This is a genomic window from Arthrobacter alkaliphilus (assembly GCF_021483235.1).
Taxonomy (GTDB): domain Bacteria; phylum Actinomycetota; class Actinomycetes; order Actinomycetales; family Micrococcaceae; genus Arthrobacter; species Arthrobacter alkaliphilus.
On the sequence record NZ_JAKEEC010000001.1, the window covers coordinates 199,111 to 223,800 of the forward strand.

20 protein-coding genes are annotated in these 24,690 nt (G+C 64.8%); 10 read left to right on the forward strand and 10 right to left on the reverse strand.

Translation table 11 applies throughout. The features are described 5' to 3' along the window. Positions 1-15: 15 nt before the first annotated feature. Positions 16-528 (reverse strand): GNAT family N-acetyltransferase, encoded by a 513-nt coding sequence (locus tag L0B83_RS01000; protein ID WP_234756159.1) that lies wholly within the window; start codon positions 526-528, stop codon positions 16-18. Between the two features lie 572 nt (positions 529-1,100). Between L0B83_RS01000 and L0B83_RS01005 the strand changes: the two genes are divergently transcribed. Next, entirely contained in the window at positions 1,101-2,456 is a 1,356-nt protein-coding gene (locus L0B83_RS01005) for an LLM class flavin-dependent oxidoreductase (protein ID WP_234756162.1), read from the forward strand. Positions 2,457-2,594: 138 nt separating this feature from the next. On the opposite strand, the gene L0B83_RS01010 is transcribed toward L0B83_RS01005, so the two are convergent. The 8 genes from L0B83_RS01010 to L0B83_RS01045 form a co-directional block, all read right to left on the reverse strand. Then, positions 2,595-3,422, reverse strand: coding sequence for an inositol monophosphatase family protein (locus tag L0B83_RS01010; RefSeq protein ID WP_234756164.1), 828 nt, complete (start codon positions 3,420-3,422; stop codon positions 2,595-2,597). Then, positions 3,419-5,755, reverse strand: a complete 2,337-nt coding sequence (ligA, locus tag L0B83_RS01015; RefSeq protein WP_234756166.1) for an NAD-dependent DNA ligase LigA — start codon at positions 5,753-5,755, stop codon at positions 3,419-3,421. The genes L0B83_RS01010 and ligA overlap by 4 nt, the downstream gene beginning before the upstream one ends. Before the next feature lie 76 nt (positions 5,756-5,831). Beyond that, entirely contained in the window at positions 5,832-6,479 is a 648-nt protein-coding gene (locus tag L0B83_RS01020; RefSeq protein ID WP_234756168.1) for a hypothetical protein, read from the reverse strand. Between the two features lie 142 nt (positions 6,480-6,621). Beyond that, a complete protein-coding gene (locus L0B83_RS01025) occupies positions 6,622-7,380 on the reverse strand; it encodes a PP2C family protein-serine/threonine phosphatase (protein ID WP_234756170.1) in 759 nt (252 codons plus the stop codon). After that, positions 7,380-8,579: an adenylate/guanylate cyclase domain-containing protein gene (locus L0B83_RS01030; RefSeq protein ID WP_234756172.1), complete on the reverse strand. Its 1,200-nt coding sequence runs from the start codon at positions 8,577-8,579 to the stop codon at positions 7,380-7,382. Before L0B83_RS01030 ends, L0B83_RS01025 begins: the two co-directional genes overlap by 1 nt. After that, positions 8,569-9,195, reverse strand: coding sequence for a PH domain-containing protein (locus tag L0B83_RS01035; protein WP_234756174.1), 627 nt, complete (start codon positions 9,193-9,195; stop codon positions 8,569-8,571). Before L0B83_RS01035 ends, L0B83_RS01030 begins: the two co-directional genes overlap by 11 nt. After that, on the reverse strand, positions 9,188-10,096 hold the full coding sequence (locus L0B83_RS01040) for a biotin--[acetyl-CoA-carboxylase] ligase (RefSeq protein WP_234756176.1): 909 nt from the start codon (positions 10,094-10,096) through the stop codon (positions 9,188-9,190). The genes L0B83_RS01035 and L0B83_RS01040 overlap by 8 nt, the downstream gene beginning before the upstream one ends. 47 nt (positions 10,097-10,143) lie before the next feature. Further along, positions 10,144-11,028 carry an SDR family oxidoreductase gene (locus L0B83_RS01045; protein ID WP_234756178.1) on the reverse strand — a complete coding sequence of 295 codons (885 nt, stop codon included), beginning with the start codon at positions 11,026-11,028 and terminating at the stop codon, positions 10,144-10,146. Positions 11,029-11,237: 209 nt separating this feature from the next. Here L0B83_RS01045 and L0B83_RS01050 point away from each other — a divergent pair, with 209 nt between their 5' ends. From L0B83_RS01050 to L0B83_RS01085, 8 genes are all read left to right on the forward strand, one after another. Next, positions 11,238-12,821, forward strand: coding sequence for an acyl-CoA carboxylase subunit beta (locus L0B83_RS01050; RefSeq protein ID WP_234756180.1), 1,584 nt, complete (start codon positions 11,238-11,240; stop codon positions 12,819-12,821). Next, the gene (locus tag L0B83_RS01055; protein WP_234756182.1) at positions 12,818-13,063 is read left to right on the forward strand and encodes an acyl-CoA carboxylase subunit epsilon; all 246 of its coding nucleotides are present in this window, start codon (positions 12,818-12,820) and stop codon (positions 13,061-13,063) included. Before L0B83_RS01050 ends, L0B83_RS01055 begins: the two co-directional genes overlap by 4 nt. Before the next feature lie 52 nt (positions 13,064-13,115). Continuing rightward, positions 13,116-14,801: a DUF885 domain-containing protein gene (locus tag L0B83_RS01060; protein ID WP_234756184.1), complete on the forward strand. Its 1,686-nt coding sequence runs from the start codon at positions 13,116-13,118 to the stop codon at positions 14,799-14,801. 116 nt (positions 14,802-14,917) lie between these two features. Next, positions 14,918-15,343: a YbjQ family protein gene (locus tag L0B83_RS01065; RefSeq protein WP_234756186.1), complete on the forward strand. Its 426-nt coding sequence runs from the start codon at positions 14,918-14,920 to the stop codon at positions 15,341-15,343. 53 nt (positions 15,344-15,396) lie between these two features. Next, positions 15,397-16,023 carry a TetR/AcrR family transcriptional regulator gene (locus L0B83_RS01070; RefSeq protein ID WP_234756188.1) on the forward strand — a complete coding sequence of 209 codons (627 nt, stop codon included), beginning with the start codon at positions 15,397-15,399 and terminating at the stop codon, positions 16,021-16,023. 20 nt (positions 16,024-16,043) lie between these two features. Further along, positions 16,044-18,566 (forward strand): MMPL family transporter, encoded by a 2,523-nt coding sequence (locus tag L0B83_RS01075; protein WP_234756190.1) that lies wholly within the window; start codon positions 16,044-16,046, stop codon positions 18,564-18,566. A gap of 285 nt (positions 18,567-18,851) precedes the next feature. Next, complete coding sequence (locus L0B83_RS01080) at positions 18,852-19,523, forward strand: Maf family protein (protein WP_234756191.1); 672 nt, start codon at positions 18,852-18,854, stop codon at positions 19,521-19,523. A gap of 109 nt (positions 19,524-19,632) precedes the next feature. Further along, a complete protein-coding gene (locus L0B83_RS01085) occupies positions 19,633-21,441 on the forward strand; it encodes an acetyl/propionyl/methylcrotonyl-CoA carboxylase subunit alpha (RefSeq protein ID WP_234756193.1) in 1,809 nt (602 codons plus the stop codon). A gap of 130 nt (positions 21,442-21,571) precedes the next feature. Here L0B83_RS01085 and L0B83_RS01090 read toward each other — a convergent pair whose 3' ends face one another. Further along, complete coding sequence (locus L0B83_RS01090; RefSeq protein ID WP_234756194.1) at positions 21,572-22,993, reverse strand: MFS transporter; 1,422 nt, start codon at positions 22,991-22,993, stop codon at positions 21,572-21,574. Positions 22,994-23,283: 290 nt separating this feature from the next. Here L0B83_RS01090 and L0B83_RS01095 point away from each other — a divergent pair, with 290 nt between their 5' ends. Beyond that, on the forward strand, positions 23,284-24,690 hold the full coding sequence (locus L0B83_RS01095) for an MFS transporter (RefSeq protein ID WP_234756195.1): 1,407 nt from the start codon (positions 23,284-23,286) through the stop codon (positions 24,688-24,690).

The following is a 24,690-nucleotide window of genomic DNA, read 5'->3' on the forward strand; positions in this document are numbered from 1 at the left end:
GTATACGAGGAAACTTTATGGCTGGCGGACATCCTGCCGATAAACGAACAGTTTTATGTCGGTACCAGGAACAAACCAATCGCGCTTCGGTTCGCGATCGAATCCGGTTTTCGCGTAAAGGGCATTGGCGCTTTCCCAGGTGGCACCGGTGGTGAGGCACACGGCGTTGATGCCATCCATGGAGCGGGCCTGGTCAACGACCGCCTGAACCAGTGCCCGGCCCGCGCCCGAGCGCTGCGCCTCCGGATCAACCACCAAGGTGCGCATTTCGAGCTCGTCCGGGAGGCCAATGTCCGAAAAGCCGCCGCCGGCCTTGGCTGACGTAACGGAGCCGATGACCTGGCCATCGCGCTCGGCGACGAAAACGTCGGCGTAGCGGGCGCGGCCGGCCACGTCGCGCAGCTTCTCCAGATACGGGTGGTCCGGGCTGCCGTAGTAGCCGGCGGTCACGTAAGACGACATCGTGATGCGGGCTACGGCGTCGTAGTCTTCGGGCAAGGCGGGCCGGACGGTAATCTGCGAATGCACTGATCCATGGTAGTCGCGTCCGCGCCGCGCAGTGCGCCAAAGCGGCGTTTCAGTGACCGAACTATCACCTTTGGCGGCCCCGGCTGGCGGCCGCCCGGACATAGGTGGATGAGCGTTGGGCGAAAACACGACATAAGTGACCGGGCGTCTTGGAGAAACACGTCATAGGTGACCGGGCGTCTGCAACACCCAACCCCCGTCCATATACCGCCAACTTTCCACCGACGCCCGTCCACATCCCCCCACCATTCCACCAACGCCCGTCCACATCCCCCCACCATTCCACCAACGCCCGTCCACATCCCCCCACCATTCCACCAACGCCCGTCCACATACCGCCAACATTCCACCGACGCCCGTCCACATAGGTGCATGAGCGTTGGGGGAAACACGACATATGTGACCGAGGGGCGGGGGCCTGACTCAAGGTTGCCTTTCGTGGCGCCAGGTTGAGCTTGGTTGCCGGCTGTTAACCCCCGTTTCGTGCTATTGCGGGAAGGTTTCGCAGGGCTGGCGCAGGCCGGGATCCGCGTGATTGATTGGCCGCGAAGACACCATGAAAGGACCCCGACATGAGCCCCGACCGACGCACACTGCACCTCAACGCATTCCTCATGAGCACCGGCCACCACGAGGCATCGTGGCGGCTGCCCGAAAGCAACCCCCGCGCAAACACCGACATCCGGCACTACCAAAACCTCGCCCGTATCGCCGAGCGCGGCACGTTCGACTCCATTTTCTTCGCCGACTCACCTGTGATCTTCGGCGACGTCGGACGCCGCCCCGCAGGCAAGCTGGAGCCAACGGTGCTGCTCACCGCGATTGCGGCGGCGACCGAAAAGATCGGCCTGATTGCCACCGCGTCCACCACGTACAACGACCCCTTCAACCTGGCCCGGCGGTTCGCTTCCGTGGACTTCGTCAGCGGCGGCAGGGCCGGTTGGAACGTGGTTACGACGGCGGGACCGGAGGCCGCGCGAAACTTCGGCATCGACGACCAGCCCGCCCATGCAAGCCGCTATGAGCGCGCGGCCGAGTTCTTGGACGTGGCCGCGAAGCTCTGGGACAGCTGGGAAGACGACGCCGTCGTTGCCGACAAAGAATCCGGAATCTGGGCGGACGCGGCCAAAGTCCGGCCGATCGACCACGTGGGCAAGCACTTCCGGGTCCGGGGACCGCTCAATGTTCCGCGCTCACCCCAGGGACACCCCGTGATTGTCCAGGCGGGTTCCTCGGAAAACGGCAAAGTCCTGGCCGCCAAGTACGCCGAAGCGGTGTTCACGGCCCAGCAAACTTTGGAGGGCGCGCAGGCGTTCTACCGAGACCTGAAGACCCGCGCGGTCGCGCTTGGCCGGACCGCCCAAAGCATCAAGATCCTGCCAGGGATCGTCCCCGTGATCGGCTCCACCGAAGCTGAAGCGCTGCGCCTGGAACGTGAACTCGACGAACTCATCCGGCCCGAATATGCCAGGGCCGAGCTCGCGAAGACCCTCCGGATAGCGCCCGAGGACCTGCCTTTGGACCGCCAGCTGCCGGCCGACCTTCCCGACGAGGACTCGATCGAGGGTGCCAAGAGCCGGTACACCCTCATCGTGGAGCTTGCCCGGCGGGAGAAACTCACGGTACGGCAGCTGATCGGCAGGCTGGGCGGCGGCCGCGGCCACCTGACGTTCGCGGGCACGCCGGAGCAAGTGGCAGACGCGATCCAATCCTGGTTCGAGAACGGCGCGGCCGACGGCTTCAACATCATGCCCGCAGTCTTGCCGTCAGGCCTGGAAACCTTCGTTGACCAGGTGGTGCCGGTACTTCGCCAGCGCGGCCTGTTCCGCAGCGAGTACAGCGGCAACACTCTGCGCGAACACTACGGCCTGGAGCGGCCGGCCAACCGCTTTTCGCACGGGGAACTCATCGCCCAGGCCGTTATCTGACCGGGCGCCCGGGCCGGCGTACCTGACCGGGCGTCCGGGAAAACCCCGGCGTACCTGGCCGGGCGTCCGGCAAAAACCCGGCGTACCTGGCCGGGCGTCCGGCAAAAACCCGGCGCATCTGACCGGGCGCTGAGGGGGCTACAGCGGGAACTTGCCTGACAATTCCAGCGTGCCCGCGCAAGTCCACGCTTCCAATCGGTCCGCGTCTGTGGGACCGCCGTCCAGCGGGCTGGTTAGCCTCGGGCGGCGGACCCAGCAGCCGGCTTCCTCCGCAATCAAAGCTCCGGCCGCATAGTCGTGTTCGTTGAGCCCACGCTCCCCGAAGGCGTCGTGGGTGCCATCAGCTACGAGGCACAGATCCAACGCGGCGGAGCCGAGCCGGCGAAGATCGGCGAACCCTTCCATGAGATCGCCGAGCCCGGCGAACTGCTCGGCCCTCGTGGCGGGATCGTAGCTGAACCCGGAAGCGACAATGAGTCCCGTCCGGCCCAGGAGCGGTCCGCTCAGCTGGGTGCGTTGCCCGTTTTCTTCAAGCCACGCTCCGTGGCCGCGTGCCGCCGAATAAATGCGTCCCAGCGCAGGGGCGTTGACGACGCCGGCCAGCCAAACGCCGTCGGCATCCGCAACCGCCACAGACGTTGCGTAGTAGACGATGTTACGGATGAAGTTGGTAGTGCCGTCCAGCGGGTCAATGGACCATCGGTAGCCGCTGGGCTGATCGGGCAGGGTGGTCCCGTGCTCTTCGCCCGTGATCGTGTCGTGCGGGCGGGCTGCCGTAATTGCGCTCCGCACAGCGTTCTCCGCGGCGACGTCGAAGGCCGTCACCCAGTCGCCGGCGTCGCCTTTGTTCACGACGCCGAGGTTCCCCGCCGAGTTGGGGCCCGCAGGCCTGCCGGAGAGCACCTTCGCCCCTGCCGCAGCAGCTGCGCTGGCGACAGTGAGAAGCTCCAAAACATCGGCCGTCATTCCGGGGCTTCCGTGTCCGCAGAGGCTTCCGCTTCCGCCTTGGCAGTCCCTGCCAGGGCAACGGCTGCGTCTTCATCGTCCGAAGCCGCGCTGTCCACGGCCTCGAGCACGCCGTCAAGCAACGCCTTGAAGCCGTCCTCGTCCAGCACCCGGATGCCAAGTTGCTCAGCCTTATCCAGCTTGGAGCCCGCGTTCTCGCCGGCCACGACATAATCGGTGTTCTTGGACACCGAACCGGCCGCCTTCCCACCCCTGATGATGATGGCTTCCTTGGCTTCGTCGCGGCTCAGCGTGGCCAGTGATCCCGTCACTACGACAGTGAGCCCTTCAAGGTTCCGCTGGATGGCGGCATCGCGTTCGTCAACCATGCGCACTCCGGCAGCTGCCCAGCTATCGACGATTTCCTGGTGCCAGTCAACGGCGAACCATTCCTTGAGTGCCGCGGCAATGGTCGGTCCCACTCCGTCGACGTGGGCGAGTTTGTCCTCGGAAGCGGCCCGGATGGCGTCCATGCTGCCAAAGGCCGTGGCCAGGGCGCGGGAAGCGGTGGGGCCGACGTGCCGGATCGACAGGGCGACGAGCACGCGCCACAGTGGCTGGGTCTTGGCTTTCTGCACCTCTGCGAAGAGTTTCTCGGTGGACGCGGTGGGCTTCGACGGCGTCTTGGCTGTTGCCTTTGTCCAGAAGTAGGGAACGAGTTCCCACTCCCCTGTTCCGACTCCTTTGGAGCGCTTCTCACGCCACACCCGGACGTCGGCGAGGCGCTCGCGGAGCCCGGAATCGGAGGAATCGGCAGCTAGTTCAAAGAGGCGCGACTCGTTCTCCAGGACGCCCGGGCCCTCTGGTTTCGGGTACCCGCCGATGGTCGCTGGGTCCGGCCCAGGTCCGGAGGTGAGCGCGATCGCTGCTTCCCACCCGAGGGCCTCAATGTCGAAGGCGCCCCTGCTCGCGACATGGAAGACACGCTCACGCAGCTGGGACGGGCACGACTTCGCATTGGGGCAGCGGATATCGACATCCCCTTCCTTCGCCGGAGCAAGCGGCGTGTGGCAGGAGGGGCATTCGGTGGGCATCACGAACTCGCGCACCGGCGGATCCTGCTGGTCGCGCAGCGCCAATACCGGCCCGACGATCTCCGGGATGACATCGCCGGCTTTCCGGAGAATCACGATGTCGCCGATCATGACGCCCTTGGCCTTGACCACGTCCTGGTTGTGGAGCGTGGCCATCTCGACGGTGGACCCGGCCACTTTGACCGGTTCCATCACGCCGAAAGGGGTCACGCGGCCCGTGCGGCCGACGTTGACGAGGATGTCCCGCAGCTTGGTGTGGACTTCCTCCGGCGGGTACTTGTAGGCGACGGCCCAACGCGGGACACGCGAGGTGTAACCGAGGGCCCGCTGCGTAGCGAAGTCGTCGATCTTGACCACGATGCCATCGATCTCGTGCAGAAGGTCGTGCCGGTGCTGGCCGTAGTGCTTGATGAAGTCGAGGACCTGCTCAAAGGATTCCAGGACCTTGAGGTAGGGGCTGACCGGAAGGCCCCACCCTTCCAGCAGCTTGTACGTTTCCGACTGGCTCGTCGCGTCAAGGCCTTCGCGGGCTCCAATGCCGTGGACGAACATCCGCAGTGGGCGCTTCGCGGTCTCCGCGGGGTCCTTTTGGCGCAACGAACCCGCCGCGGCGTTGCGGGGGTTGGCCAGCGGCGCCTTGCCGGCCTCGATCAGCGCTTCGTTGAATTCGGCGAATGCCTTGGACGGGATGAAGACCTCGCCCCGGATTTCCACCTCGGCCGGGTATCCGCTGCCGCTAAGCTGGCGCGGGATCTCCTTGATGGTGAGCACGTTGTGGGTGATGTCCTCGCCCGTTGTCCCGTCTCCGCGGGTGGCGGCGCGGACCAGCTTGCCGTCGCGGTAGAGCAGGTTCACGGCCAGGCCGTCGATCTTCAGCTCTGTTAGCCACGCAATGCGGGAAGCCGACGTGCCCAGCCGCTCGACCGACGCTTCGGCCTTGCGGACCCATGCTTCCAACTCGTCCAGCGAGAAGACATCCTCCAGGCTGTACATCCTCTGAAGGTGCTCGACGGCGGCGAAGGCGGCCGAGACCTCTCCGCCCACTTCCTGCGTGGGCGAATCGTTGGAGACGAGCTCGGGATGCAGGGCCTCGAGCTCCTCGAGGCGTCGATAAAGGGAATCGAACTCGGCGTCCGAAACCGTTGGTGCATCTTCCTGGTAGTACGCGTAGCGGTACTTGCGGACAAGGTCCGCGAGGTTTTCGTACTCTTCCCGTACGGCGTCCGTGGGAACTGCGGTTTCGCTCTCTGCTGTGCTCACGTACCTATCTTGCCGCAAAGCCGCGACGAAATAAGGCCTCCCAGAGGGAGAACAGGGAGAACAGCGGAAAGCAGGATCAGTGCGTGTAGCGGTTTCGGCTCCACAAAGCGAAGGCGATGCCCCCGGCCGCCACCAAAAGCACGCCGCCCATGATGGCGAACACGGCGAACAAATCCGAACCCGGCCCTTTGGCAGTGCTCACCGAGGCAGCTTGGGTGGCCTTGAGCCCCACTTGGATGGGGGTATCCCAATTGGAAGACGCCGACGGCGACGCGGCCGCCGTCGGGCTGCCTGTGGAGAGCGCCGGGCTGGAGGCGACCGGAGCCTCCGACGGCGCCACGACGGGTTCCGGTTCCACGGTCACCTGTGTCATGGGCGCCGGTTCGGGCGCTGCGGGGGCGGGCACCACCGGAGCCGGCACCGCCGGGGCGGGTTCAACCGGAGCGGGTGCCGGCGGTGCGACGGGCGGCTTGGCGGGCGCGGGGTCCGCTACCTTCGGCTGGGCCGGCTCGGGTTGTGCCGGTGCCGGGGCGGGCGAAGCCGGCGGGGCGGGCGAGCTGGGCGAAACTTGTCCGGGAACGACGGCGGGCGCGGCGTGGGCGGAAAGCACCGGGAAGGCGCACAGAGTCACAGCCATGGCAATGCCCGCGAGGGCAACGGAGAACGGGCGCCGGACGGCGGCACGGGTTGTGCCGCCAGCGCGCGCGGAGGAGCGTTGGGTCATGTTTACCTCTGCAGGACGGGAACGGCCGCCCGGAGTTGGGGTGGTATTGACCGGAATCTTCCTACATGGCCCGGGCGTGTCGCAAATCCCGTTCCCCGGAATCGCCGACGGCCGGGGCCGGAAATGGCCCTCCGATGTGGTTCTATTCGATCCTGGCATCCACCACGATCGCGGTGACGTTGTCCCGTCCGCCGCTCAGCAACGCCGCCTGGATAAGCGCGTCCACCGCATCCTGGGGCTCCGCCACCGTGCTCAGGATCCGGAACATGTCCTCGTCGCTCAGCTCCCCGGTCAGCCCGTCCGAGCAGACCAGCATCCGGTCCCCATCCTGAATGGGAAGCAGCCAGAAGTCCGCCTCGTTTTCGCCGCCTGTGCCAAGGGCACGGGTCACTACATTGCGGTGCGGATGCACCGTGGCTTCTTCAGGCGTGATCCTCCCGGCTTCCACAAGTTCCTGGACTTCCGAATGGTCCACGGTGATTTGCTTGAAATCGTCCCCGCACAAGCGATACGTCCGTGAATCGCCGATGTTCATGACCAGCCAATACGGGAATCCCAGGTGCTCGGCGACCACGACGCCGGTCAGCGTTGTTCCGGCGCGGCCACCCGTGGCATCCCTGATCCGGGAGTCGGCGGCCAGGACGCACGTTTGCAGTGCGACAGCGCCTGCCGAGCGGACTCCAGGCGCCAGTTGCGGCATGCTCGCGAGGGTGCGTACGCACAACCCGCTGGCAATCTCGCCTGCCTCATGGCCGCCCATGCCGTCAGCCACCGCGAAGACCGGATCCCTTGCAATGAGGGAATCTTCGTTGAGTTCCCGGCTGAGTCCACGGTCCGTCCCGTAGCCATAGCTCAAGCTGAATCCGTGCTCAGTGGCGGTCGCTGAGGGCTGTGAATCCATCAGTCGAGCACCAGTCCCTTACCCAGTCCACGTTCGAGCCGGACGGGAAGGATTTCTCCGAAACCTCGGACGTTCTCGGCCTTCTGCGGGACCAGGACGAAGCGTTCGTCGTCGCCCAGCGCTGCCGCCGTCATCTCGTCCACGAGGACCGTGCCGGGTTCAGCCAAAGCCGTAAGCCGTGCTGCCAGGTTGACGGTGGGTCCGTAAATGTCGCCCAAGCGGGAAAGGATCCGTCCCCAGACCATGGCCACGCGGGCCTCCGGCAGGATTTCGTCTTCCGTGAAGGCTTGGGCGAGCGCCAAGGAGATCTCGGCACCCGCGGCGGGCGTTTCGGCAATGTAGAGCACTTCGTCGCCGACGGTCTTGACCAGGCGCCCGCCGCCGACGGAAATGATCTCCGCGCACTTGTTTTCGAAGCGTTGGACCAGCTGCGCCAGAGTTTTCTCGTTCATGCGCCGTGACAGGCTCGTGTAGGACACAAGGTCGGCAAAGCCCACGGCCCGCGCCAGGGGCAAGGGAGCATCATCTTCGTCGCCGTCCCGCCCGGCCTCGCTGGCCTGCAAGCCGGCCTCGGCACGAACGGCCAGCCGCTGAACAGCGGCGTTCATCTGGCGGCGCCACGAATACAGGAGGATCTCTTCCATGGCGTCCACGAGGTTGGGCAGTTCATTGACCAACTGTTTACGGGCAACGGCGTCGGGAATGCCTTGCTGCATCACCATGTCTTCGATCAGCGCCTCGATCTGCCACACCACCATCCGGTCGGTCATCTGTCCGATGGCGCGCGTGACCGAGATTGCCGCTTCCTCGGTGAGCTTACCCGCGCGGACAAGGTCGAGGATGGTCGAAAGCGCCGTGAGGTCGCGCTCGGTGAAGGCGACATCCTGGTCGCCGAAATTCGGGAAACCCAGCGCCCGCCACAGCTTGCGGGCAGACAACAGCGAGACGCCTGCTGCTGCCGCGACTTCGCGCCGCCGAAGCTTGCGTTCGCCGCCAAGAAGGCGCGTTTCCAGGGCTTTGATGGCCAGCCGCTCGGATGACAGAGCCCCGGAAGGAGCTGACGCAACCGGTAGGACCCCGTCCGGTGCCTCGTCTCCGTCCGGTGCCTCGTCATCGGAAGGTGCGTGGTCCACGGAAGGTTCGGACACGGCGTCGGGCTCGTCGTCCATGTACTCAGGCTCCTGCTCGTCAACGCTCATCTCTTCCACCTTCTCTCATATCCCAGGGCAATGCGGCATCCGGGTACTCACCAAAACCGTCAAAATCGCTGTGCTCAGGCACCGCGCCGGGGCCGAACCCGGCATTTGTCGGCAGTTCCGCCATGGCATCGAGGATGAAACTTCGGAACTTGCCCACCTCTGGAACATCCCGGAGCACGGCCTCGCCGGGGTGCCCGGTATCCAAGGATATATTCCCTGAGCGCAATATCCGCTGGAGCAGCGATTGCGTGATCCCGACGCCGCGCACCGCGGCCAGCGGAACCTGCCAGTCGCCGCGACGAAGCATTCCGAAACGGGCAACTATTCGAGCGCTTGTCAGGATGTACCGCACACCGCGCCAACGGATGAATCGCGGGAGGCTGTAGCCAAGCAGGACGATGGCCGCAATGGCCAGGCTTGCCGCCACCAACCATTGGGTCCAATCACTCGTGATGGCCGGAACCAACTTGCCCGGTCCGCCCTTGATGATCCATGCACAGGCGAAGGCCGCCGCAGCAGGGACGAGTATGAACGCCAGGACGGGTCCGAAAAGTGCCCTGGGCTGCTGCCGCGTGATCACGATGACTTGCTCCCCGCGCAGGAGCTCTCTACGCATAACCGCTTTCGGTAGCCCGCAGGTGGACAACATCACCGGCGGTTACGACGTGCTCGCGGCCACCATGGTCCACCACTAAAAGGGAGCCGTACTCGTCCAGCCTGGACGCATGACCCACCAATTCGTGATCGCCGGGCAAGTGGGCTTTCACCTCGCGTCCCAAAGTGACCATGACGGCTTCCACCCGTTTGTGCAGGGAAGGTCCGCCGGCCAGTCCCGCCGTCGGGTCGCCGTCGGCGTTGCAGAAACTGCGGTAGAGCGCGGCGAAGCGTGAGAGGTAATTGCGCAGAAGCACGGTGCGGTCCGTGGTCGTGGCACCCTCAAGAAGAAGGGATGTGGCTGTCGGGACCGGTAATTCATCCTCGCTGAGCGTCACGTTGAGGCCGGTACCCAGAATCACGGCCGGAACGGATCCGTCGCTCATTGGACCCATCTGCGCCAGGATCCCGGCGATCTTCTTTCCCCGGACGAGGACGTCGTTGGGCCACTTGATCTCGGCGGGCAGCCCTGCGGTTTCGAGGAGGGTCTCGCGCAAAGCCAGCGCACCAAGGAGCGAGAGCCAGGAGTAGCTCTGGGTCGGGACGGGCAGGCCTTGGGAATTGACGGGACGCAGGACGATCGAAACGGAAATCGCCGAACGTTCGGGAGATTCCCAGTGCCGGTCGAGCCGGCCCCGCGCCGCGGTCTGGTGCTCGGCCGTGAGGACGGCGAGGTCCGCCCATTCCTTCGGTTCAAGGGTGACGGCACGCAGCAGATCAGCGTTCGTGGAGCCCGTGGTCTCAACGATCTTCAGTTGCGAAATACCGGTGGCCGCGAGGAAGTCGGGGTGAAGCAGCGCATCACGGTCCAGACCCGGGCGCGGGGCACGTGGTTCGCTGCTGGCAGGCTGTTCGACGTCCATAGACAGAATCCTATCCAGCCAGGCCGGTCCCGGAAGAAGTTGTCCGCTTAGAGGAAGATATCCGGCACCAGCTTCTCCTCCGGGGCACCCAGGCTGTAAGGCCTGAAATCGGTGACGCCAGCGTCCCTCAACACCTGTTCGTCCGTGTAGAAGTTTCCGGTGTTCAGGTTTGACGCGGTCAGGACAGCGTGGGCCGCGTCCGCCATGATTTCCGGGCCCCTGGCGGCTTGGACGATCTGTTCCCCGCCGGGCATGTTTCGAATGGCGGCGGTGTCGATCAGCGTGCAAGGCCACAGCGAGTTGACCGCCACGCCGTCGTTCTTAAGCTCTTCGGCCAGGCCCAGGGTGGTGAGGCTCATGCCGTACTTGGCCATGGTGTAAGCCAGATGCATGCCCGCCCACTTCGGGTCGAGGTTAAGCGGCGGCGAGAGCGTCAGGATGTGGGCGCCGCGCCCGTCTTGCGCCGACTTCCGTAGGGCCGGAAGCGCGAGCTTGGACAGCAGGAAGGTGCCCCGGACGTTGATGTCCTGCATGAGGTCATAGCGTTTCATGTCGAGCGCATCCGTGCGGGAGAGATCTATCGCCGAGGCGTTGTTGACTACGACGTCGATACCGCCGAAGCGCTCGACGGCGGCGGCAACCGCCGCGGCAACGTCGCCGTCGTTCCGGACATCTCCCACGAGCGGCAGTGCCTGGCCGCCGGCCGCTTCCAGTATTTCGGCGGCTGTGTACACAGTGCCGTCTAGCTTGGGGTGGGGTTCGCCGGTCTTGGCCATGATGACGATGTTGGCGCCGTCCCGGGCTGCTCGGGTGGCGATCGCCAAGCCGATGCCACGGCTGCCGCCGGACATGAGGAGGGTGCGGCCGTTCAGAGACCCACGTGCCTGGTAAGGAAGGGCAGGGCTTGCGGAAGCGTCGTTGCTTGAGGTCATGAGGACACTCTAGCCCAACTATGTTACTGGCGAGTAACATAGTTGGATGCTCGACTTGAAGTCGGAAAATTGTAGGGTTTCTACAGCGGTCTGTGGCTTTTGCGTCATTAGACTAGCCAACGAGGCCCGCACTTTGTACGGATGCTACTTAAGAGCGCATGCCTACGAAGCAGTGCCAGCGTAAATCAGCTACAGAGCCGGAGACATTGATGAGCCACGATCTGACAACGACAGCGGGAAAGATTGCAGACTTCCGCGACCGCCAGGCCCGTGCAGAACAACCTTCCGGCCCGGAAGCGATCGAGAAGCAGCATGCCCGCGGCAAGAACACCGCACGCGAACGCCTCGACATGCTGCTTGATGAAGACTCGTTCGTGGAGTTCGACGCCTTGGCCGTCCACCGCTCCACCGCGTTCGGCATGGAGAAGAAGAAGCCCCTCGGCGACGGCGTGGTCTCGGGCTACGGCACCGTCGACGGCCGCCTGGTAGCCATCTACAGCCAGGAATTCAGCGTCTACGGCGGATCCCTGAGCCAGGTCAACGGCGAAAAGATCGTCAAGGTACAGGAGTTCGCCCTCCGCAACGGCTGCCCGATGGTGGGCATCAACGACGGCGGCGGCGCGCGGATCCAGGAAGGTGTCGCCTCGCTGGCGATGTTCGCGGACATCTTCCGCAACAACGTCCATTCCTCGGGCGTCGTCCCCCAGATCTCCCTCATCATGGGCCCGTGTGCCGGCGGCGCGGCCTACTCCCCCGCCCTCACCGACTACGTAGTGATGGTGGACAAGACCTCCCACATGTTCATCACCGGCCCGGACGTCATCAAGACTGTCACCGGCGAAGACGTGGACATGGAAACCCTCGGCGGCGCACGCCAGCACAACGCCACTACCGGAACCTCCACCTATCTCGCCAGCGACGAAGCCGACGCGATCGAGTTCGTCCGCGAACTCCTGGACTTCCTGCCGTCCAACAACCTGTCCGAGGCGCCCGTCCTGGAGCACGAGCAGGAACTTGAGCTCGACGACGACGACCTCGCCCTCGACACGCTCATCCCGGACTCGGCCAACCAGCCCTACGACATGCGCAAGGTCATCGAGCAGATCGTCGATGACGCCCATTTCCTGGAAATGCAGTCGCTCTACGCCCCCAACGTGATCATCGGCTACGGCCGGGTCGAAGGCCACACGGTTGGAATCGTGGCCAACCAACCCATGCAGTTCGCAGGCACGCTGGATATCTCGGCTTCGGAAAAGGCCGCCCGCTTTGTCCGCCACTGCGATGCCTTCAACGTTCCCATCATCACCTTGGTGGACGTCCCTGGCTTCCTGCCCGGCAAGGACCAGGAATTCCAAGGCATCATCCGCCGTGGAGCCAAGCTGCTGTACGCGTACGCCGAGGCCACGGTGCCCAAGCTGACGGTGATCACGCGCAAGGCCTACGGCGGAGCGTACATCGTGATGGGTTCCAAGAAGCTTGGGGCCGACCTCAACCTGGCGTGGCCTACGGCGCAGATCGGCGTCATGGGCGCCCAGGGTGCCGTGAACATCCTGTACCGCCGCGATCTTGCCGCCGTCGCCGAAGCCGGCGGCGACGTCGAGGCAAAGCGCGCCGACATCATCCGCCAGTACGAGGAAGAGCTCCTCAACCCGTACCAGGCAGCCGAGCTTGGCTATGTCGACGCCGTCATCGCACCGTCTGAGACCCGGCTCCAGATCATCAAGGGCCTGCGGGCGCTTCGCGACAAGCGCGCGAGCCTGCCCACCAAGAAGCACGGAAACATCCCCCTGTGAGTGCCGAACAGAACCCCGGTTCCGGTTCCGCGGACGCGACGCCGGCCGAACCGTTGCTTTCGGTAGTCAAGGGAAACCCGACGCCGGAAGAGCTCGCGGCGCTCACCGCCGTCGTCGCCTCCCTTGGAGCGCCGGAGGAAGCCGAGGCTCCAAAACCGAGCGCGCGGCACTGGCTGCGCCGCCAGCAATTGCGACTGGAACCAGCGCCCGGACCGGGCGCCTGGAGGCGGAGCCGCGGCTGACGGGTGTTCAGCAACCCTTTCAGAACGGACCCGGCGCGGTTAGGCTCTTCGGGTGACTACTCCTAACGCAGCAGCAGCGCGCGTCCCCACTCCGATAGACGCGGTCGCCGACGCCTTCACGGACACCCTCCTCGCCCTCAACCCGACCCTGGCCACCACCCTGGGCCTGCCCGGGCACGAGACCGAATACCAGGATTTCTCGCCTGCCGGGGCAGCGGCGTTCGCCCAGGCGGCACGCGACACCCTCGACGAACTTGCAGCGCTCGAGCCCTCGGACGCCTCGGATGTCATCACCCTTGACGCGATGCGCGAACGGCTCGGCCTGGCCCTTGAGATCCACGAATCCGGCTGGGACGCCGCGGACTTGAACAACATCGAGTCTCCGGCCCAGACCATCCGCGCGATCTTCGACCTCATGCCCACCGACACAGCCGAACACTGGGAGCACATCGCCGGCCGGGCGGCCAACGTTGCGGAAGCAATCGACGGGTACATCGTTTCCCTCCGTTCGGCCAGGGACGCAGGCAAAGTCTCGGCGGTCCGCCAAGTCAAGATTGTCATCGAACAGGCCAGCAAATATGCGGCCGGGGACGGTTTCTTCGCCAAGCTCGCCGCCGGAGCCACCGTCGACGGCCAGCCGCTGCCGGCGGAACTGCAGGAAAAGCTCGACGCCGGTGCCGCCGTCGCGCGTTCCGCTTACTTGCGCCTCGCCGCCTTCCTTGAGGCGGAACTCCTTCCGTTCGCCCCCGAAAAGGATGCCGTGGGCCGGGAGCGCTACGCGCTGGCCTCACGTCTGTTCCTTGGCGCGACCGTGGACCTGGAAGAAACCTACGCCTGGGGCGTGCAGGAACTCGACAGGCTCATTGCCGAACAGGAACGGGTGGCCGAGCAAATCAAGCCCGGCGCGTCCATCGAGGAAGCCAAAGCCATCCTCGACAACGATCCCGCCCGGCAAATCAAGGGCACTGACGCCCTCAGGGCCTGGATGCAGGAACTCTCCGACCGGGCGGTCTCAGAACTGGCCGATGTCCACTTCGACATCCCGGACGTCATGAAGACGCTCGAATGCCGCATCGCCCCCACGGACGAAGGCGGCATCTACTACACGGGTCCGTCTGACGACTTCTCCCGTCCCGGCCGCATGTGGTGGTCCGTTCCCGCCGGCGAAGACACCTTCACCACGTGGGCCGAGACCACCACGGTGTTCCACGAAGGCGTGCCCGGCCACCACCTCCAAGTGGCCACCGCCGTCTACCGCCGCGAGCTGCTCAATAACTGGCGGCGCAACGTCTGCTGGGTCTCCGGACACGGCGAAGGCTGGGCCCTCTACGCCGAGAAGCTCATGCTGGAGCTCGGCTACCTCAAGGATCCGGGCGACCACATGGGCATGCTGGACATGCAGCGCATGCGCGCCGCCCGCGTGGTGTTCGATATCGGCGTCCACCTCGAGCTGGAGGTTCCCGAACGTTGGGGCAGCGGTACCTGGACCTCGGAGAAGGGCTTCGAATTCCTCAGGGCCAACCTTCCCATCAGCGCCGGCCAGCTCCAGTTCGAATTCACCCGATACCTCGGATGGCCCGGCCAGGCTCCGTCGTACAAAGTGGGGCAGCGGCTGTGGGAAGAAATCCGGGCTGAACTCGAACGCCGCGACGGCTTCGACCTGAAGGCCTTCCACACTGAGGCCCTGAACATCGGTTCCGTTGGCCTCGACACGCTCCGGCGCGCGCTGCTCAGCTGACCGCGGCGACGGCCTGGCAACGATTCACCACCGTACGGACAAATCCCCGCGGGGCACGCCCTGGGGATTTGTCCGTTTCACGGTGACAAAAAGTGGATTCTGGATAGGCTCTGTCCATGCTGATTGTCACCTCGAACAAGATTCCGGGCCACAGGATCGACGCCGTCTTCGGCGAAGTCATGGGCCTCACCGTCCGCTCCCGGGATATCGGTGCACAAGTAATGGCCGGCTTCCGTTCCCTCGGCGGCGGCGAACTGCCCGAAATGACCAAGGCGCTGTACGAAAGCCGCCAGGAAGTCATGGCCCGCATGGTCGCTGAAGCACAGCAGCGCGGGGCCAATGCGATCGTGGCCATGCGCTTCGACACGTCCGAGATGGGCGGAAACTGGACCGAAGTCTGCGCCTATGGGACTGCTGTCTTCGCCATTCCTCTGGCCGAAGGCGAGCCAGGTGCCACGGGACAGTCGATCTACCTGACGAAGGCGGCAGCCGGACAGGCATCGCAGTCCGCGCAAGCGCCCCAGGAACCGCTTCAGCCGTAGGTCCGGACGGATTTAACTTGCTCAGAGTGCAAACTTGCACTTAGTGTAAGTGGGTGACCACTTCCGAAAGCGTTCTGCCCTCGCGCCGCGAACAGAACAAACTGGCTACGCGCCGAGCCATCGCCGACGCGGCTCTTTCCGTGCTGCGAAGCAAGGGAATCGGCAATTTCACCGTCGAGGACATCTCGGAAGAAGCCGGCGTGTCCCGCCGCACCTTCTTCAACTATTTCCCGAGCCTCGAAGCCTCTTTGGCTTCAGTCACCGAAGGGTTCCTGGACAACGCACTGGAACAGTTCCGCCTGCGGCCGGCCAACGAACCCATCCTCGAATCCGCACGCGCCGCCCTCATGGCACTGGCGGACCCCATGACAGTCGCGCCGATGGCCGAACTTTTCAGCCTCACGCAGGACAACCGGACTTTGGCCCGTTCGGAACTCGAAGCCTGGGACCACTGCACCAACCAGATCATCGACGCCGCCCGGCACCGCCTGGGGCCGGACGCCGATGAACTCTATCTGCGCGCCCTCGCCGGGTCCATCGTCTCCTGCGGAAAAGCGGCCATGACCATCTGGTTCGAAGACCGCGGATCGGATCTCTCCGCCGAATCCTTGGCATCCCTCCGGCAACACCTCATCAACGCTATTGGCCTGCTCGGTTCAGGCTTCAACCCCTCGGCATAACCACACAGATCGGTTCCGATATGGCACTCCTGCTCTACCGCCTTGGCAAGTTCTCCTACCGTCACCGCTGGCTGGTGATCTCACTCTGGCTCGCCGTGCTCGTCGCCGTCGGCGGCTCCGCTGCGGCCTTCCACGGCACCATGTCCAACAACTTCCAGATCCCCGGCACCGAAACCCAGCAGATGCTGGACAAGCTCAAGAAGGATCTCCCGGCCTCCTCGGGTGGTACCGCGGGAATCGTCTTCGAAGCCGGCGACGCCGGATTCAACCAAGCAGGCAAGGACGCCATCACGTCGGCCCTCGCCGAGTTGCAAAAACTGCCGGATGTACAGTCCACGGTCAACCCTTTCACCACCCAAGCCGCCTTGGACAAAGCACCGTCCGATCTTGCTGCCGGGGAACAAAAAGCGGCCGCCGGGCAGGCAGAGCAGGACAAGGCCCGGGCCACCCTGGATGCCAGTGATGCTCAACTCAAGGCCGCCGAGCAGCAAATGGCTGCATCGGGCATGCCCGACGCGGCCATCCAGGCCCAACTCGCACCGCAAAAGGCCGAGCTGGCGGCCGGACGGCAGAAGCTCGAGGCCGGCCAGAAGCAAGCCGCGGACGGCGCCGCAGCCCTTGCCTTGGCCAAGCGCCAGGTGACCGCATCGCAAGGAATGCGCTTTGTCTCCACGGACGGCAAAGCGGCGATCGCCCAGGTCCAGTTCAAAACCTCCATCAACGGACTGACCCCCGCCGTCCGCCAGCAGGTCCAGGACATCGTCCACGGAGTCTCCTCGGCAGGTGTCACGGCCCTGGCCAGCAAGGAAATCACCGAAGACGTCTCCCAGATCTTTGGTGTCGCGGAAATCATCGGCATCGCGGTTGCGGCGATCGCCCTCATCGTGATGCTGGGAACGCTCGTCGCCGCCGGTCTGCCGCTTCTGATGGCGATCATCGGCGTGGCCGTAGGCGTTGGCGGAACGTTCGCCCTTACCGGCGTCATCGACATGAGTTCCATTTCCCCGATGCTCGCGCTCATGCTGGGCCTCGCCGTCGGCATCGACTACTCCCTCTTCATCGTCAACCGGCACCGCGGGCAATTGCTTGCGGGAATGGACATGGAGGAATCAGTGGCACTTGCCACCGGCACCTCGGGCAACGCCGTCCTCTTCGCCGGCCTGACCGTCGTCATCGCGCTTGCCGCACTGGTGGTTCCAGGCCTGCCGTTCCTGGCAGTCATGGGCCTGTCGGCCGCCGCGACCGTGGCAATCGCCGTCGTCGTCTCCTTGACCTTGACCCCCGCGGTCCTCTCGCTGGTGGGCCGCAAACTGATCTCGAAGCGGGCCTGGGCCAAGGCAGAGCGCCACAACGCCGAACCGGACCACGCCTCGGCGGACCTCCTCGAGGACCAGCGGCGGAGCAGCCGTGGTTGGGCTGGACTCGTGACCCGGCATCCGGCGGTCTCCCTGCTCGCCGGGGTGGTGCTGCTCGGGATCCTGGCCCTGCCGGCATCACAGCTCCGCCTCGCCCTGCCCGACGGCGGTTCGGAACCGGTCGACTCTCAAGCGTTCAAGGCGTATGACCTCACCCGCAAGAGCTTCGGCGAGGGCATGACCGGTCCCATCGTGGTTGTCGGCACGTTCCCTGACGGGCTCAGCGACGATCAAGCCAAGACCAAGCAGTTCGACGTCGCGGACAAGCTGCGCAGCGTCGACAACGTCGTGGCGGCTGTCCCTGTGGCCCTCAGCCCTGATCACCGCACAGCCGTTTTCCAGGTCATCCCGAAGGACGGGCCCGCGAGTGCCAGCACCGTCCAAGTGGTCTCGGAACTGCGTGCGAAGGGTTCCGAAATCCAGCAGGCCACAGGTGCCACGATTGGCTTGACTGGGCAGACTGCTGGCAACATCGATGTCTCCGCCAAGCTCGGCGCCGCGTTGCCGCCGTACCTGGGGATCGTCGTCGGGCTCTCCCTGATCCTCCTCTTGCTGGTGTTCCGCTCGATCGTCGTCCCGCTGCTCGCCACCGGCGGCTTCCTGCTCTCCCTCGCGGCAGCGTTCGGCGCAGTGGTGGCTGTATACCAGTGGGGCTGGCTCGGGTCCGTGTTCGACGTCGCCAATCCCGGAGCGGTGCTGAGCTTCCTGCCGATCATCCTGATTGGGGTGCTGTTCGGCCTGGCCATGGACTATCAGGTGTTCATCACGTCGGGCATGCGTGAATCGTTCATGCACGGCGAAAACGCGAAGCTGGCGGTCCGAAGCGGCTTCAGCCACGCCGCGGCTGTGGTCACGGCCGCCGCCATCATCATGGTCAGCGTGTTTTCCGGCTTCATCTTCAGCCACCTGACCATGGTCCGGCCTCTCGGTTTCGCGATGGCGTTCGGCGTCCTCGTGGATGCGTTCGTGGTGCGGATGACCATTGTTCCGGCCGTGATGTACCTGTTGGGCGAGAAGGCCTGGTGGCTGCCGCGATGGCTGTCCCGGGTACTGCCCGACGTCGACGTCGAGGGCGCCAACCTCGAGCGTACGACGACGGCGGGTGCGGCCAGGGAACTGGTCCACTAAGCGCCTGGTTGCCTTTCAGCGGGCGTCGGTTCTGTGCTCAGAACCGACGCCCGCTCACCTTTGACCCGCTTTCCCCGACGCCCAATCACCTTTGACCCGCTTTTCCCCGACGCCCGGTCACCTTTGACCCGCTTTTCCCCGACGCCCGTTCACCTGCGGGCCGGGTGCCCGCAGGATCTGGACGGGCGTCCGGCCCGGCGCCGCCATAGGTGACCGGGCGTCCGGCCAGGAACCGCCAAACGTGACCGGGCGTCTGAAGAAGGCGCTGCGTACTACGCTTGAGCCGTGACCCGATTGATCCTGGCCTCCCAGTCCCCCGCCCGCACCAAGCTCCTCAAGGAGGCCGGCATCCACCATGAAGTGCTGGTCTCGGACGTGGACGAGGACGCCGTGCAGGCCCGGTACGGCGTGACCGATGCGCACGACACCGCGCTCCTCCTGGCCCGTGCCAAGGCCGAAGCCGTCGCATCATTGCCCGACGCCGACGGTGCCTTGGTGATCGGCTGCGACTCCGTCTTCGAGTTCGACGGCGAGTCCCACGGCAAGCCGTATACGGAGGACGTGGCCAAGGAACGGATGCTGCGCATGAGCGGTTCCAAGGGTGTCCTCCACACCGGGCATTGGCTGGTGGACTGCCGCGAAACCGCCGCGGACGTGAGCGACGGCGGGACGGCCGCCGGTACCGGAGCCACAGTCGGTGCGGTGTCCAGCGCGGAAGTCCACTTTGAGCAAATGAGCGAGGCGGACATCGACGCCTACATCGCCACGGGCGAACCCTTGCACTGCGCCGGTTCGTTCACGATCGACGGCTTGGGCGGGGCCTTCATCCGCAAGGTCGACGGCGACCCGCACGCCGTCGTCGGGCTCTCCATCTCGACCCTCCGCGAACTGCTGGGCCACGCGAACGTCAGCATCACCGAGCTTTGGAACCCGGACGGCTCCACGACGTCGGTGTGATTTGTAGCAACCCTACAAAGTCGGGCCGCTTCACACACGGAATCCCCCATCAATATGGGCGGAACCCTCAAAATCACGCTAGGCTCCCTGAAGGACAGAAGGAGTCAACTTGTCAGCTAATCCGGCGCAGCCCATTTCCAGCCCTCTCACCAAGGTCTTGATCGCCAACCGAGGCGAAATCGCGGTCCGCATTATCCGCGCAGCCCGGGACGAAGGCATCGCCTCCGTGGCCGTCTATGCAGACCCCGACCGTGACGCCCTGCACGTTCGGCTGGCAGATGAGGCCTATGCGCTGGGTGGCAATACGGCCGCTGAGTCGTACCTCGTGATGGACAAGTTGATTGAGGTCGCAAAGCAGTCGGGTGCGGACGCCATCCACCCCGGTTATGGCTTCCTCGCGGAAAACGCTCAGTTCGCCGAGAAGGTCATTGACGCTGGCATCACCTGGATCGGCCCGTCGCCGCAAGCCATCTCCGCCTTGGGCGACAAGGTGCAGGCGCGCCACATCGCCGAAAAGGTAGGCGCTCCCCTGGTCCCCGGCACGGCCGACCCCGTGGAGTCCGCTGACGAGATCCTGGCCTTCGCGAAGGAATTCGGACTCCCGATCGCCATCAAGGCCGCCTACGGTGGCGGCGGCCGCGGCATCAAGGTTGCCCGCACCATCGAGGAAATCCCTGAGCTTTTCGAGTCCGCAGTGCGCGAGGCCATTGCCGCCTTCGGCCGCGGCGAGTGCTTCATCGAGCGCTTCCTGGATTCCCCGCGCCACGTCGAGACCCAGTGCCTGGCCGACGCGTATGGAAACGTCGTCGTGGTCTCCACGCGCGACTGCTCCCTTCAGCGCCGCAACCAGAAACTCGTCGAGGAAGCCCCCGCGCCGTTCCTGACCCCGGAGCAGAACGAACGGCTCTACGAGTCCTCCAAGGCCATCCTGAAAGAAGCCGGTTACCTCGGCGCGGGTACGTGCGAATTCCTGGTAGGCCAGGACGGCATCATCTCCTTCCTCGAAGTCAATACCCGCCTCCAGGTGGAGCACTGCGTTTCGGAGGAAGTCACGGGCATCGACCTTGTGCGCGAGCAGTTCCGCATCGCCCGAGGCGAGAAACTCGGCTACGGCGATCCCGAGGTCCGCGGCCACTCCTTCGAATTCCGGATCACCGGCGAAGACCCGGGACGCAACTTCATGCCCGCCCCGGGAACCATCACCACCCTGAAGAACCCGACGGGTCCTGGCGTCCGGGTCGACTCCGGCGTCGAGCAGGGCGACGTCATCAGCGGGAACTTCGATTCCATGCTGTCCAAGCTCATCGTCACGGGCGCCACCCGCGAACAGGCACTGCAGCGTTCCCGCCGTGCGCTTGAGGAAATGGTGGTTGAAGGCATCCCTACCGTCATTCCTTTCGACCTCGCAGTAGTGACCGATCCCGCTTTCGCTCCGGCCGAAGGCCCGTTCAGGGTGCACACGCGCTGGATTGAGACCGAGTTCGTCAACGACGTCCCCGCGTGGACGCCTACAGGGGCAGGGACAGAAGCCCCCGACGCCGGTGAGCGCCAGCGCGTCGTCGTCGAGGTTGGCGGCAAGCGGCTGGAAGTCGTGCTTCCCGCGACTCTTGGCTCTGTCGCTTCGGTGGCCGGTGCCGGTGCCAAGGGCGCCAAGGTCAAGAAGCGTTCCCGCTCGGCGGGCGCCAGTGCTGCCGTAGCGGGCGGCAACGCCCTCACGTCACCGATGCAGGGCACCATCGTCAAGGTGGCGGTGGCCGACGGCGATGTGGTCGCCGAGGGTGACCTGATCGTGGTCCTCGAAGCCATGAAGATGGAACAGCCGCTTACCGCTCACAAGGCCGGAACCATCCACGGATTGGTGGCCAACGCCGGCGAGACCGTTTCTGCCGGTGCCGTGATCGCGACGATCGAAGACTGATCCCCACTGCCTCCCTAGCCTCGCTTCGCTCGGCCAGGGAACCCGGGCAGCGTGGGCCCACTTAAACAACTTCGGCCCCGCACCAAGGTGCGGGGCCGAAGTCGTTTAATCCGTGATGCTTAAGCCGTGGTCAGGCTACGTTGTTCTCGTAGTCCGTGTCCTTGGTTTCCTTGGTCAGGAACAGTGCCACGAGCGTCAGCACCGCCATGGCGCTCAGGTAGACGCCGACGAGGACCGTGCTGCCCTTGGCCAGTTCCCAGAGCCACACCGCGATGAACGGAGCAACAGCCGCGCCAAGAATGCTGGACAGGTTGTAGCTGACTGCGGAACCCGTGTACCGGACGTTCGTGGGGAACAGCTCCGGGAGCAGCGCACCCATGGGTCCGAAGGTCAGGCCCATCAGCGTGAAGCCGATGATCAGCAAGGCCATCGTCCCGACAAATCCGCCGCTGAACAGGGGTACGAACAACAGGCCGAACACGAAGATCCCTGCCGTCACAGCGAGGAGCATCTTGCGGCGGCCAAACCTTTCGGCCAACGGACCCGCCACGAGCGTGAAGATACCGAAGAAGACGACGCCGGCAATCAGCATCCAGAGGAAGTCGTTGCGTGAGAAGCCCAAGCCCGGGACGAATGCAGCGGCTGCCGCATCGGTCATGGGCTTTCCGGCCTTCACCGCTGCTGCCTGGGCGCCTGCCAGCGTTGGTTTGGTGCCGTAGGTCAGCGTGAACGTGGTCATCAAGTAGAACAGCACGTAGGTCGCGAGCATGATGAAGGTTCCCAGGATCAGCGGGCGCCAGCTTGTCTTGAAGACCCGGCCGATGGGCAGCTTGGCCACTTCGTTCGACTCCAGGACCTTGGTGAAGGCCGGCGTTTCGATGAGCTTGAGGCGCACGTACAGGCCGAGGATGACCATGACTGCGCTGAGCAGGAACGGCACCCGCCAGCCCCACGCGGCGAAGGCGTCCGGGGTCAGGGTGTAGCTGAAGACGAGGAAGATGATGTTCGCCAGGATGAACCCGATCGGCGCACCCAGCTGCGGGAACGTTCCGTAGACCGCGCGCTTGTTGGCCGGGGCGTTCTCCGTTGCAAGCAAGGCGGCACCGCTCCACTCACCACCGAGCGCCAGGCCCTGGGCAAAGCGCAGGACCACCAGCAAGGTGGGGGCCAGGAAGCTCCACCCCGGCACCTGCGCCGTTGGGAGGCAGCCGATCAGGAACGTGGCAATACCCATGGTCAGCAGTGAGGCAACAAGCGTTCCCTTGCGGCCGAACTTGTCACCGAAGTGCCCGAAAACGATCGAACCGAGCGGCCGGGCAACGAAAGCGACACCGAACACCGCGAAGGAGCTCAAGAGCTGGGTTGTCTCGTCCGCCGTCGGGAAGAAGAGTTTGGGAAACACGAGCACGGCCGCCGTGGCGTAGACGTAGAAGTCGTAGAACTCGATGGACGTGCCGATGAGGCTCGCGAAGATCACCCGTCCGCGCGAATTAACCGGCTGATTTCCCAGCCCGGCTGACCCGCTTTCCGTGGATGCAGCGATGGAAGACATGTAGTGGATGCTTTCGTTCACGCCGGCCCGGCGTCGCTGAGCCTGCCGGCAAAGATTATTGAGAGTTCAATAATAGTTCGCGCTATCCAGCAAATGGACAATCTTGTCCAACATGCGGACGCTCGGGAAAGTCTCAACCCGTGGGCCTCGCGACAACAACCTCACCATCGCCTCACTCCGTGGTGACTACCTCGGATAGGCAAACGTCACAGCACGTTTACAAGCGGCGACGGTCCGCGAAACGCGGCGTCCCTACCGTGGAAGCACAACGTCCCCAAAGGAGGCACTCCGTGACAGTTGACCCAAGCACCGAAATCCTCACCAAACAGCAGGCTCCCGCAGCCCCCGCCCCCGAACTGGAACACCGTCCCGGCCGCTGGATTGCCAACTGGGATGCGGAGAACAAGGAGCAGTGGGAAGCGTCCGGCCGTTCCATCGCCAAGCGCAACCTGTACTGGTCCATCTTCGCCGAATTCCTCGGCTTCGTCGTCTGGCAGCTCTGGTCGATCGTGGTGGTCCAGCTCCCCGCCGCAGGGTTCAAGTTCGACACCAACCAGATCTTCTGGCTCATCTCCATGCCGAGCCTGGTCGGCGCCACCCTTCGCATCCCGTATACCTTCATGGTTCCGAGGTTCGGCGGCCGCAACTGGACGATCGTCTCGGCACTCCTGCTCCTGATCCCCACCGCCGGACTCGCCGTGTGCGTCTCGAACCCCGGCACCCCCTTCGGCCTCATGCTGCTGGTAGCCGCCCTCGCGGGTTTCGGCGGCGGCAACTTCGCCAGCTCCATGGCGAACATCACCTTCTTTTACCCGGCCCGCGAAAAAGGCTGGGCGCTGGGACTGAATGCCGCCGGCGGAAACCTCGGTGCCGCCGTCGCGCAGCTCGTCGTGCCGATCGCCGTAACCCTGCTCGCCGCCGGAACCGTCAACCTGCCCATGGCCGGCCTCATCTGGATCCCCCTCATCCTCGTGGCCGCGTTCGGTGCATGGAAGTACATGAACAACCTCAGCAGCGCCAAAGGTGACATCGCAGGCTCCATCGCCGCACTGAAGGAACCGCACCTGTGGATCATGGCCTTCCTGTACATCGGCACCTTCGGCTCGTTCATCGGCTTCTCCGGAGTCTTCCCCAAACTCATCAAGGACTACTTCCCGGCTTTCTCCTCCATGCACATCGGCGCGGTTGTCCTCTCGCTCGCCTTCCTCGGCCCGCTGGTCGGTTCCCTCGCCCGTCCCTACGGCGGGCGCATGGCTGACCGCATGGGCGGAGCCCGGATGACCGTCACGGCGTTCGCAGCGATGGCCATCATCACTTTGACCATGATCTGGACCCTCCCGCTCAAGAACTTCTGGCTCTTCCTGGTCCTGTTCCTGTTCCTCTTCACGGCAAGCGGCTTCGGAAACGGCGCCACCTACCGCATGATCCCGGTCATCTTCGCAACGTCCAGCCGGGCAGCCCGCTCCGGTGCGAGCGCCGCCAGCACGGCACGCCTCGCGGCATCGTCCCTCGGCCTGATCTCGGCGATCGGCGCTTACGGCGGATTTGTCATCCCCCAGGTGCTCAACGCATCCAGCGCCTCCGGTTCCTACACCCCCGCGTTCTATGGCTTCGTCGGCGCCTACGTGCTGATGCTCATCGTCTGCTGGGCCTGCTACCTCCGGAAGGCCAACCACAACGCGATGGGACACATCTAA

Excerpts from the sequence above, each read along its gene's own strand:
- L0B83_RS01005 (WP_234756162.1), top strand. The coding sequence starts at position 1,101 with ATGAGCCCCGACCGACGCACACTGCACCTCAACGCATTCCTCATGAGC.
- L0B83_RS01010 (WP_234756164.1), bottom strand. The coding sequence starts at position 3,422 with ATGACGGCCGATGTTTTGGAGCTTCTCACTGTCGCCAGCGCAGCTGCT.
- L0B83_RS01020 (WP_234756168.1), bottom strand. The coding sequence starts at position 6,479 with ATGACCCAACGCTCCTCCGCGCGCGCTGGCGGCACAACCCGTGCCGCC.
- L0B83_RS01025 (WP_234756170.1), bottom strand. The coding sequence starts at position 7,380 with ATGGATTCACAGCCCTCAGCGACCGCCACTGAGCACGGATTCAGCTTG.
- L0B83_RS01030 (WP_234756172.1), bottom strand. The coding sequence starts at position 8,579 with ATGAGCGTTGACGAGCAGGAGCCTGAGTACATGGACGACGAGCCCGAC.
- L0B83_RS01035 (WP_234756174.1), bottom strand. The coding sequence starts at position 9,195 with ATGCGTAGAGAGCTCCTGCGCGGGGAGCAAGTCATCGTGATCACGCGG.
- L0B83_RS01040 (WP_234756176.1), bottom strand. The coding sequence starts at position 10,096 with ATGGACGTCGAACAGCCTGCCAGCAGCGAACCACGTGCCCCGCGCCCG.
- L0B83_RS01045 (WP_234756178.1), bottom strand. The coding sequence starts at position 11,028 with ATGACCTCAAGCAACGACGCTTCCGCAAGCCCTGCCCTTCCTTACCAG.
- L0B83_RS01050 (WP_234756180.1), top strand. The coding sequence starts at position 11,238 with ATGAGCCACGATCTGACAACGACAGCGGGAAAGATTGCAGACTTCCGC.
- L0B83_RS01065 (WP_234756186.1), top strand. The coding sequence starts at position 14,918 with ATGCTGATTGTCACCTCGAACAAGATTCCGGGCCACAGGATCGACGCC.
- L0B83_RS01075 (WP_234756190.1), top strand. The coding sequence starts at position 16,044 with ATGGCACTCCTGCTCTACCGCCTTGGCAAGTTCTCCTACCGTCACCGC.
- L0B83_RS01090 (WP_234756194.1), bottom strand. The coding sequence starts at position 22,993 with ATGTCTTCCATCGCTGCATCCACGGAAAGCGGGTCAGCCGGGCTGGGA.